The sequence below is a fragment of the Legionella tucsonensis genome (assembly GCF_001468035.1).
Classification (GTDB): Bacteria; Pseudomonadota; Gammaproteobacteria; order Legionellales; family Legionellaceae; genus Legionella; species Legionella tucsonensis.
The window spans coordinates 24,411-31,695 of record NZ_LNZA01000007.1; the positions used below are offsets into that span (position 1 = coordinate 24,411).

The window sequence follows — 7,285 nt, forward strand, 5'->3', positions numbered from 1 at the left end:
CACAAAAATAATCTGATTTTAAAATTTTAACTTAATACGAACGATTATTGAAATAATTCAAGAGCGGGAAGTTGGAGTTATAATAAAATTATTACACTCAATAAAAAGGGACTTAATAAATGAAAAGTTACGAAATGTATATTGATGGAAAATTTACTTCAGCAAAAAGCGGGGCCACTCGCGATATTATTGATCCCGGTAATGGCCAATTGATTGCCAAAGTTCCAGAAAGCTCCAAAGAAGATGTTGTGATTGCGATCAAGGCTGCGCGAAAGGCCTTCGATGAAGGGGATTGGAGAAAAACATCAGCACTTGATCGAAGTAAACTATTATTTAAAGTTGCCGATTTGATTCGTGCCAATGCAAAAAAGTTAACAGAGTTGGAAACGCGAAACTGTGGAAAACCTTTGGCAGAAGCAGAATATGATGTGATTGATGCAGCCAATTGTTTTGAATTTTACGCAGGCCTCGCTACTAAAATTCATGGCGAAACGATGTCGGTTCCAGCGAACTCTTTTAGTTATGTGGTACGTGAGCCTATAGGTGTGTGCGGACAAATTATCCCCTGGAATTTCCCACTACTTATGGCCGCATGGAAACTTGCTCCAGCACTTGCAGCAGGAAATACCGTAATATTAAAACCGTCAGAACTGACACCAATAACCGCGCTTGAGTTATTCAAGCTGATTGATCAATGTGGATTTCCAGCGGGTGTAGTGAATCTCATTACTGGTCCGGGTATGGGAGTAGGAGAAGAATTATCAACTAATTCGATGGTGGATAAAGTTGCATTCACTGGTGGAACCGTTACCGGCAAAAAAATAATGCAAGCCGCTACGGGAAATTTGAAGCGAATATCATTAGAGCTTGGTGGAAAAAATCCAAATATTGTATTTGCAGACTGCGATTTGGAGATGGCAATTGACGGCGCTCTTTTCGGCGCTTTTGCCAATCAAGGTGAGGTATGTTCTTCTGGCTCCCGCTTGATCGTAGAGCGCCCTATTCACAAAAAAATTGTGGAAGGAATGTTGAAAAAAATTCCAAATATCAAGCTAGGTCATGGTTTAGACGATGGTGTAAAAATGGGCCCACTGGTTTCACGTACTCACCGTGAAAAAATAGAACATTACATCAAGATAGGGATTGATGAAGGTGCGAAATTGATCTGTGGCGGGAAACGCCCTACAGGTGCTGCTTTTGAAAAAGGAAATTTTTTTGAGCCAACTATTTTTGATGAGGTAAAGCCCACAATGCGTATCGCTCGAGAAGAAATTTTTGGCCCGGTACTTGCAGTCATCCCGTTTGATACTGAAGAAGAAGCAATTCAAATTGCAAATGATACCGAGTATGGTTTAGCAGCCGCGGTGTGGACTAAGGACCTTACTCGCGCTCATCGAGTGACTTCTCAAATTCGTGCCGGAATTCTTTGGGTAAACAACTACCATCCAACTCATAATGAAATGCCTTGGGGTGGATACAAACAAAGTGGAGCAGGTCGTGAGCTAGGTTTATATGGAATCGAAAGCTATCTTGAAATCAAGCAAGTGAATATTAATCTAGATGACGCACCAATTGGGTGGTACTAATGAACCAAATTAATATTAAAACGCAAATACCGGGGCCAAAATCAAAAAAATTGATGGAACAGCGTTATAAGCATGTTGCGCGAGGTCCATTTCATGCTACTCCCATCTTCGTGGAACGAGCAAAAGGTTCGTTTGTAGAGGATGTAGATGGAAATGTATTTTTGGATTTCTCATCTGGAATTGGTGTGGTGAATGCAGGACATTGTCCTGATGCAGTAGTAAATGCGATCAAGACTCAGGTCGAAAAATTCATGCACACGAGTTTTAATATTCTTCCTTATGAAGGCTATATCAAGGTGTGTGAAAAATTAAATTATCATACTCCTGGATGTTTTGAAAAAAAATCAATCCTGTTGAATTCAGGAGCTGAAGCTGTAGAAAACGCGATTAAAATTGCTCGTGCCTATACTGGGAAGCAAGCAGTGATTTGTTTTGATCATGCTTACCATGGTCGCACTTATATGGCTATGACACTTACAGCAAAGAATAAACCCTACAAGCATGGATTTGGTCCATTTCCTTCAGAAATTCATCGTGCTTCCATTCCTTATGAGTATCGTTGGCAGGGGAAAAATTGTGTAGAAGAGTGCTTCAATGATTTTTCTGAACTTGTTAATTTTCGTGTAGGCATTGAAAACACCGCTGCAGTGATTTTAGAACCCGTGTTAGGGGAGGGAGGATTCATACAATTTCCAGTTCCATTTTTACAAAAACTCCGTAAGTTTTGTACGGCAAACAAAATTGTTTTAATTGCAGATGAAATTCAATCTGGTTTTGGACGTACTGGAAATCTATTTGCGATGAAGACAATGGGAGTGGATCCTGATCTTACTGCATCAGCAAAGGGACTCGGTGGTGGAACAGTGATCGCTGCTGTAACAGGTAAAGCTGAAATGATGGATGCTGCAATGGTGGGTGGGTTGGGTGGAACCTTTGGAGGAAATCCACTGAGTTGTGCCGCGGCTCTTGAAGTATTCAAAATTTTTGAAGAGGGAGGGCTTTTGCAAAATATCACTCATCTTTCAAAAGTACTTCATTCCAGGCTTTCTATATTTAAAGAAAAATATGAAAAAGTAGGTGATGTTCGTGGTTTGGGTGTTATGCAGGCGGTTGAGCTTGTGAAAGATAAAAATACGAAGGAACCAGATAAAGAAACAGCGGACAGATTAACACGATTTTGTTTAGAGCATGGACTGGTAATTCTTAGTTGTGGAGGATACGGAAATGTAATCCGTCTTCTCATGCCGCTTTCCACTGATGTAAAAAATTTGGAAATTGGACTTTCTATCATTGAGGAAGGACTCAAGACATTATAAAGGAATACTACAGCGACGCAATTAACGCAAAGAATTGCTTTATACGGCACACTCCCGCGAGAAGTTTACTTTAACGGGCGTGGAAAATCCTACGATGTCGTAGAGGGTGTGCGCGTTAATTTGTAATCACGGATACATCTATAGGGAGTTTTTTCAGTTAGAATGCACAATTCCCAGCTCGTTATAAAACTTTTTTCTCTCACTGGAAAGATTAGAAATCAAAATAACAACGTGCTGACATTGTTTTTGAAAAAAATAAGTACGATTAAGATAGAAGTTATTCATAAAGCTTAAAGTGGAGAGACAAATACTACGATTAATCAAAATTATTTATAAGTCTGTTGAAACTTCATAGACCTTTATCATTGTCTATTTTGGATTGAATGTAGAACTGCCATGGTCATTTAATTTCGCTTTACTTTGCTCTTGTCCAATTGCTTTTAGATAAAAATCTGGCTTCGGATAGTGTTCATATTCTATTGTTGTCAACATTCCGGCATTTAAATGATAAAGGTTGTGGCAATGATTAACCCATACCCCAGGGTTTAACGCATCGAACTCGACTTTCACCGTAGAAAAAGGCTGTACCAATATTGTATCTCTCATTGCTCCTTTAAATGGCTGGCCATTGATTTCAGTTACTTGAAATATATGCCCATGAAAATGCATAGGATGAGACATCGGTGTTTTATTTTCAAAAATCATTTCCACTCGGTCACCAAAATTAATTACGCCAGGAGTAATATCAGGCCAGCTTTGACTGTTTATAGTCCAGACATATCCTTGCATTTTACCGCCAAGTACATAATGTAGATGTTTATCAATTTTTTTATTCGGTAGTGAATTCACGCCTATTAATTTTTTTTCTAAAGCATAGTAATCCACTCGTCCCATCTTTTTACCGGAATTTGTGGAGAGTTGGGGTACTTTAACATTACCAGACTTGAGGACTAAACCCGTTTGCTTATCAGTTCCTTCAGCTAGAGCTTTGATAGGGAAAACCCCAGCTGACTCTGGGATATCCAGGACTAAATCGATACGATTAGCAATACCTATAGGAAAAGAATTGCCACGCACAGGTTGCGCTACATTCTCACCGTCTACAGCGATTAATGCAGCTTTCAGATTACCCGTATCAATTATAAAATTAGTCGCAGAAGAGGCATTTATAATTCGAATTCTGACTTTTTTTGCTGACTGAACTGGAATAACATCCGCGGCATTTAATGTTTTTTTATTTGTTAAGAACGCATCATAGTCAATATCATTTAAATCACTTCCACTTGACTTATTGCTCATAGCCATTTTGGCATTTCTCAAATTGTCAAATAATGTCTGAGGATCACTATAAGTAAAATCTTCGAGAAACATAATCACTTCTTGCAATCCATGGTATTTATCCGTGTCATCGTAAATAATTAATGGTGCTGACAATTGATTTTGTTCTTGAAATTTTTGATGAGAATGCATCCAGTAAGTACCTGATTGCATTAATTTATAATTAAAACGTTTATTTTGGCCTGGTTGTATCAGAACTTGCGTAACATCTGGCACGCCATCCTGATTATTGGGAACAATTAATCCATGCCAGTGAATTGTAATTGGCACAGAGGTTTTGTTTTCAACCATAACATGAAACATATCTCCTTTATTACCAAAATATCCTTTACTGTCTTTGCTGCCATCAGGGTGAGTAAATATTAATTGAAATTCTTTTGTTTTTTTCCCCTTCCCATCTACCTGAAACTCTTTCTCTATAACCGTGATAATGGTTTTCTTTTCCTTAAACTCTTTCTCTATAACCGTGATAATGGTTTTCTTTTCCTTGGTACCTACAGCATAAGTCCAATTAAAAGCCAAGGCCATTGAAGCAATACAAAAAACTGCATTACAAAGAAGAAACCTAAAGCGTGCTATATTTCTCTTAGTCATTGCAATCCTTGTCAAATTAACTATCTTGGGAAGTAATAGTATGGTGGATCCATTCTTTAACAAGACTTCATAATGAGCAAGGATTATAATTAAAAAATTTAATCAAAATAAAGGATCCATGATGGGAAATATTAGTTTATCAGTGTTAGTTTAGCAAAAAATTTGGCTCTTTCGCATCATGGGGTTAGCATGTATTTAAGCATCAGGTTATCCTTGTTTATAACTTATGCTGTTGCAGCCAATATTCAAGCAAGCCAACTTGCCATAGCTTAGAGATACCTGAAGGAGTAAAATTCTTTGCTGAGTTTGTAAATAGATCTTGAACTGCTTGTAAATTAAAAATACCCCTTTGCTTTATTTTCTCAGGAGAAAGTACATCGCGCATTAATTCCAAGGTACTTCCTTCTAAATATTTTAATGCCGGCACAGGAAAATATCCTTTAGGGCGATCTACGATTTGTTTAGGGAGCATTTTTCTTCCAAGCTGTTTCAAAATGTATTTACCTTTTTGCGGTAATTTATATTGAAGGGGCATGGAAAGAGCAAGCTTAAGCATTTCTTCATCCAAAAAGGGTACTCTTGCCTCAAGACTTGCAGCCATGGTCATATTATCAACTCGACTTAAAGGTCCATTTGCCAATGCAAAGGTACTTTCATATTTAAGGAGATTATCAATTGGGTTTTTAGAATTATTTTCTTCACAAAGTTTAATTAAAAAATCAGAAGCATGAAATGTGGTTTGAAAGTCTGGCATTACAAGTTGCTGGTATTCTTTAAAGGAACGATCAGCTACTTTGTTAAAAATTATTTGTGCTGATTGTGATGGTAACATCAGATTTTCAGGTATATCTTGAAACCAATGATATCCTGCAAAAATCTCGTCTGCACCTTGACCTGAAAGTACTACTTTAACGTGTTTGGCAACTTCATGAGAGAGAAGATAAAAGCCAATATTGTCATGACTTAGCATAGGCTCTGACATTGCAGAAATACAACTCCCTAATGAATAAGCTAATTGCTTGTTTGAAATAAACATTTGCTGATGTTGCGTATTAAATTGTTTAGCAACCAGATTTGAATATGCAAATTCATCGCCTTTATTATCTTTTAAACTATCAAAACCAATAGAAAATGTTTGAATTTCTGTATATCCAAGTTTGGAAGCCATCGCCACAAGCAATGAAGAATCCAAACCTCCAGAAAGTAGAATACCAACAGGGACGTCTGCTGCTAATTGGCGATGCGTTGATGATTTTAATGCTTGATAAGTTTCCTTTATCCAATAATTTTCATCACGATAATGATCGGCTTTGGTATTATCAAATTTTAAGTCCCAGTAAGTCTCTTCTTCAATTTTACCATCAGGATGAATGGTCATTATGGAACCTGGAGTAAGTTTTTTTACACCAGATAAAATAGTAAGCGGTTCAGGGACAGCATGAAATGTAAGGTAATAATGCAGCGCAATTTTATCAATTGATGTATCGATATCACCAAATTCAATTAATGCGGGTAAGGTGGATGCAAATTTAAACCCATAATTTGCATTAGCGCTATAATAAAGGGGTTTAATGCCTAAACGATCCCTGGAAAGGACCAATTTACCTGTATCTTGCTCCCAGATTGCGAAAGCAAACATACCTGATAAGCGATGCACACAATCTTTCCCCCAAGCATGATAGGCCTTGAGAAGTACCTCTGTATCACTGTTTGAAATAAAAGAGTATCCTTTAGATTTTAAAACTTCACGCAGCGCTACAAAATTATAGATTGCTCCATTAAAAACCAATGCCAGACCTAAATCTGTATCAACCATAGGCTGCATTCCACGATCAGATAGGTCGAATATTTTAAGTCTTCGGTGTCCAAGTGCCATGCCTTTCGTAAGGTATATTTGACCATCATCAGGTCCTCGCTTGAACTGCTTAAGTAAAGCCTTTTCTAGATTAAAAAGAGGAATATTTTTTTTATTGAATTGGAATTCGCCAGCAATACCGCACATAGTTTCTCCTTTTTTATAATTTTGCGGTTACTAAGGAACGCTTACCTGGTTTTTTTGATGTGTAGGTTATTTGTTTCATAGATGTCTTCCTCGACTTAATTTTTATTTAAAGAGTGATTCGCTTATTGGTGACTATGTAAGAATAGATTCACATTGATATAGAGGAGTTTGTAATAAAAATTCGTTTATGTTGTGTTTGACTGTCTCTTTAAAACAATTGTTATGAGCAAATACTTTTCGTTGACGTTCGGAACTTGTGCCAGAGTTCATAATCACTTGAAGAGTAGAAAAATAACTTTCATAGCCTAATTGTTTGATATATGGATTTAATTTTTCTATCCATTCATTGATATCTTCACGCATTAACTTAGTTTTTCCATCTGTATTCATTACTAATTCAGCATCCAAGCCATAACGAATAGCCCTCCATTTATTTTCCCGAGAAAGCC

The 7,285-nt window shown here is 37.3% G+C and carries 5 protein-coding genes; 2 read left to right on the plus strand and 3 right to left on the minus strand.

Annotated features, from left to right (window positions below):
* Positions 1 to 119: 119 nt before the first annotated feature.
* Positions 120 to 1,586: an aldehyde dehydrogenase family protein gene (locus tag Ltuc_RS12755; RefSeq protein ID WP_058521748.1), complete on the plus strand. Its 1,467-nt coding sequence runs from the start codon at positions 120 to 122 to the stop codon at positions 1,584 to 1,586.
* Positions 1,586 to 2,902: a 4-aminobutyrate--2-oxoglutarate transaminase gene (gabT, locus tag Ltuc_RS12760; protein ID WP_058521749.1), complete on the plus strand. Its 1,317-nt coding sequence runs from the start codon at positions 1,586 to 1,588 to the stop codon at positions 2,900 to 2,902. Before Ltuc_RS12755 ends, gabT begins: the two co-directional genes overlap by 1 nt.
* Positions 2,903 to 3,271: 369 nt before the next feature.
* Here the strand turns inward: gabT and Ltuc_RS12765 are convergent, their stop codons facing one another.
* The 3 genes from Ltuc_RS12765 to Ltuc_RS12775 all read right to left on the minus strand — a co-directional run.
* Entirely contained in the window at positions 3,272 to 4,834 is a 1,563-nt protein-coding gene (locus tag Ltuc_RS12765) for a multicopper oxidase family protein (protein ID WP_083498108.1), read from the minus strand.
* 217 nt (positions 4,835 to 5,051) lie between these two features.
* The gene (locus Ltuc_RS12770; protein WP_058521750.1) at positions 5,052 to 6,836 is read right to left on the minus strand and encodes an N-acetylglutaminylglutamine amidotransferase; all 1,785 of its coding nucleotides are present in this window, start codon (positions 6,834 to 6,836) and stop codon (positions 5,052 to 5,054) included.
* 132 nt (positions 6,837 to 6,968) lie between these two features.
* Positions 6,969 to 7,285, minus strand: a 317-nt coding sequence (locus tag Ltuc_RS12775) for a glutamate-cysteine ligase family protein (protein ID WP_476638755.1), incomplete at its 5' end; no start/stop codon positions are given.

What these genes read in the sequence shown, in the direction of transcription:
- Ltuc_RS12755 (WP_058521748.1), top strand. Translation starts at nt 120, where the DNA reads ATGAAAAGTTACGAAATGTATATTGATGGAAAATTTACTTCAGCAAAA.
- gabT (WP_058521749.1), top strand. Translation starts at nt 1,586, where the DNA reads ATGAACCAAATTAATATTAAAACGCAAATACCGGGGCCAAAATCAAAA.
- Ltuc_RS12765 (WP_083498108.1), bottom strand. Translation starts at nt 4,834, where the DNA reads ATGACTAAGAGAAATATAGCACGCTTTAGGTTTCTTCTTTGTAATGCA.
- Ltuc_RS12770 (WP_058521750.1), bottom strand. Translation starts at nt 6,836, where the DNA reads ATGTGCGGTATTGCTGGCGAATTCCAATTCAATAAAAAAAATATTCCT.